This window comes from Streptomyces sp. E11-3 (assembly GCF_046540415.1).
GTDB lineage: Bacteria > Actinomycetota > Actinomycetes > Streptomycetales > Streptomycetaceae > Streptomyces.
In genome coordinates, this window is sequence record NZ_JAZGRL010000075.1 from 1 (window position 1) to 2848 (window position 2848).

A 2848-nucleotide genomic window follows, 5' to 3' on the forward strand; every position below is an offset into this window, starting at 1 on the left:
CCGAGGAGTTCGCCCGCCCCGCCGCCGCGGCCCGCGCGGCCGGTGCCCCCGCCGCCGAGCTGGCCGCCGTCGAAGAGGCCACCCAGGTCGCCCTGGAGATCCGCCGTACGCTGCACCAGCACCGCAGGCGGGAGGCCGAGCTGACCGCCCTGTTCGACACGGCGGGCGACCTGGCGGCCCTGCACGACCTGGACGCGGTGCTGCGGGCCATCGTGCACCGGGCCAAGCTGCTCCTGGGCACGGACGTCACGTACCTGTCCCTCAACGACGACACCGCGGGCGACACCTATATGCGGGTCACCGACGGATCGGTGTCCGCCGCGTTCCAGCAGCTGCGGCTCGGCATGGGCGAGGGGCTCGGCGGCCTGGTCGCGCAGAGCGCCCGCCCCTACGCCACCGCCGACTACCAGTCGGACCCGCGCTTCCAGCACACCGCGCCGATCGACAGCGCCGTCGGTGAAGAGGGGCTGCGGGCGATCCTCGGGGTGCCGCTGCATCTGGGCCGCGCGGTGATCGGTGTGCTGTACGCGGCCGACCGCACCCCGCGCGGCTTCGCGCCCGAGGAGGTGGCACTGCTGTCCTCGCTGGCCGACCACGCCGCCATCGCCATCGACAGCGCCCGGCTCCTGGAGGAGACCAGGACCGCGCTGGCCGACCTCAACGCCGCGTCCCGCACTATCCAGGCGCACAGCGACATCCTGCGCCGCGCCGAGGACGCCCACGACCGGCTGACCGACCTGGTGCTGCGGGGCGGCGACAGCGCCGAGGTCGCCGCGGCGATCGGCACGCTGCTGGGCGGCGGGACCCTGATCCACGACGCGGACGGCACCGAGCTGGCCCGCTCCCGCACCGCACCGCACACCCCGCCCGCGCAGGCCGTCGCGGAGTCCAGGGCCAGCGGCCGGGCGGTCCCGCTGGACGGCACCTGGGTGTGCGCGGTCCTCGCGGGCCCCGAACTCCTCGGCAGCATCGTGCTCACCGGCCGCCCCGAGCTGGACGACGCCGACCGGCGCCTGTTCGAACGCGCCGCGGTCGTCACGGCGCTGCTCCTGCTGCTGCGCCGCTCGGTGTCCGAGGCCGAGGACCGGGTACGCGGCGAGCTGCTCGGCGATCTGCTCAGCGCGAGCGGCGACCTGGCGGGGCTCACCGCGCGGGCCCGGCGGCTGGGCGTGGACCTGGGGCGGCCGCACGCCGTGTTCGTCCTGCACAGCGAGGCCGCGCCAAGGCAGCGGCTGCTGACCTCTGCCGCGCGCAGCGCGCAGCACCGCGCGGGCCTGGCCGGGCTGCACCACGACCACGCGGTGCTGGTGGCCCCGTCCGACGCGCCGGGCATCTGCGCGGCCGAGCTGGCCGCCGAGCTCGGCCGGGCGGCGGGCGCCGGGGTCACCGTCGGCGCCGCGGGCCCTGCCACCGGGCCCGCGGCCCTCGCCGCGGCCCACGCCGAGGCCCTGCGCTGTCTGTCCGCGCTGCGCGCCCTGGGCCGTACGGGAGACGGCGGCACCCTGGGCGACCTCGGGTTCGTCGGGGTGCTGCTCGGCGACCGCACCGACCTGTCCGGCTATGTGCGCGCCGTACTGGGCCGGATCATCGACTACGACGCCCGCCGCGGCACCGAACTGCTGCATACCCTGCGGGTCTACTTCGCCCACGGGATGAGCCAGGCCAGGGCGAAGGACGCGCTGCACGTGCACGTCAACACGGTGGTGCAGCGCCTGGACCGAGTCGGCCGCCTCCTCGGCCCCGACTGGCAGTCCCCCGAGCGCACGCTGGAGCTCCAACTGGCGTTGCGCCTGCACCAGTTGTCGCCCCAGGACGGCAAGGGCTAAGGCCTGAGAGCCTGCTTGACGGCTCCGGTCGAGCCCCGTACCACCAGCTCCGGCTGGAAGACGAACTCCGTGCGCTGGACGGGGTTTCCGTGGATCTCCTCCAGCAGGGCACCCACCGCGGCGGTCGCCATCGCGCGTACCGGCTGGCGCACCGTGGTCAGTGGCGGGTCGGTGAAGGCGATCAGCTGGGAGTCGTCGTAGCCGACCACCGAGACGTCGCGGGGCACGTCGAGTCCGCGTTCGCGGACCGCGCGTACGACGCCGAGCGCCATCAGGTCGCTGCCGCAGACGATCCCCGTACAGCCCTGGTCGAGCAGCGCGCCCGCGGCCGCGTGGCCGCCCTCGACACTGAACAGCGTGTGGCGTACGAGGGGTTCGGGGTCCGTGGTGCCGAAGGTGGTGCGCAGCGCTTCGGCGAAGCCCTCGGCCTTGCGGCGGGACGGTACGTAACGCGACGGGCCGACGGCGAGGCCGATGCGCTGGTGGCCCAGTTCGGAGAGGTGGCGTACGGCCATCTGGACCGCGGCCTGGTCGTCAGGAGACACGAAGGTCGCCTTGACGTGTTCGTTGAAGCCGTTGACCAGGATGAACGGGACGCCGCGCGCGGCGAGTTCGCGGTAGCGGGTGGGGTCCGACGTGGTGTCGGCGTGCAGCCCGGACAGGAAGATGATGCCGGTGACACCGCGCTGTTCGAGCTGCTCGACCAGTTCGTCCTCGGTGGCGCCGCCCGGGTGGTGGGTGCACAGCACGGGCGTGTAGCCGTGCCCGGCCAGGACCTGTTCGATGACCTGCGCGAAGGCGGGGAAGATCGGGTTGGTGAGCTCCGGGATGACCAGGCCGATCAGGCCCGCGCTGCGCTGCCGCAGACGTACCGGCCGCTCGTAGCCGAGCACGTCGAGCGCGGCCAGCACCCGGTGCCGGGTGCCGCCCGCGACACCCGCCTTGCCGTTGAGCACCCGGCTGACGGTGGCCTCGCTGACCGAGGCCTGGGCCGCGATGTCCGCGAGCCGCGGGGGGGGGGG

2 protein-coding genes are annotated in these 2848 nt (G+C 74.6%); one reads left to right on the top strand and one right to left on the bottom strand.

Annotation, left to right across the window (positions count from 1 at the left end):
• Window positions 1-1826 (top strand): helix-turn-helix domain-containing protein (locus U9R90_RS35105; protein WP_411061456.1); only part of this gene is annotated, 1826 nt, incomplete at its 5' end.
• On the opposite strand, the gene U9R90_RS35110 is transcribed toward U9R90_RS35105, so the two are convergent.
• The coding region (locus U9R90_RS35110) for a LacI family DNA-binding transcriptional regulator (protein WP_411061458.1) at window positions 1823-2848 on the bottom strand (1026 nt) is incomplete at its 5' end. The two genes, U9R90_RS35105 and U9R90_RS35110, sit on opposite strands and share 4 nt — an antisense overlap.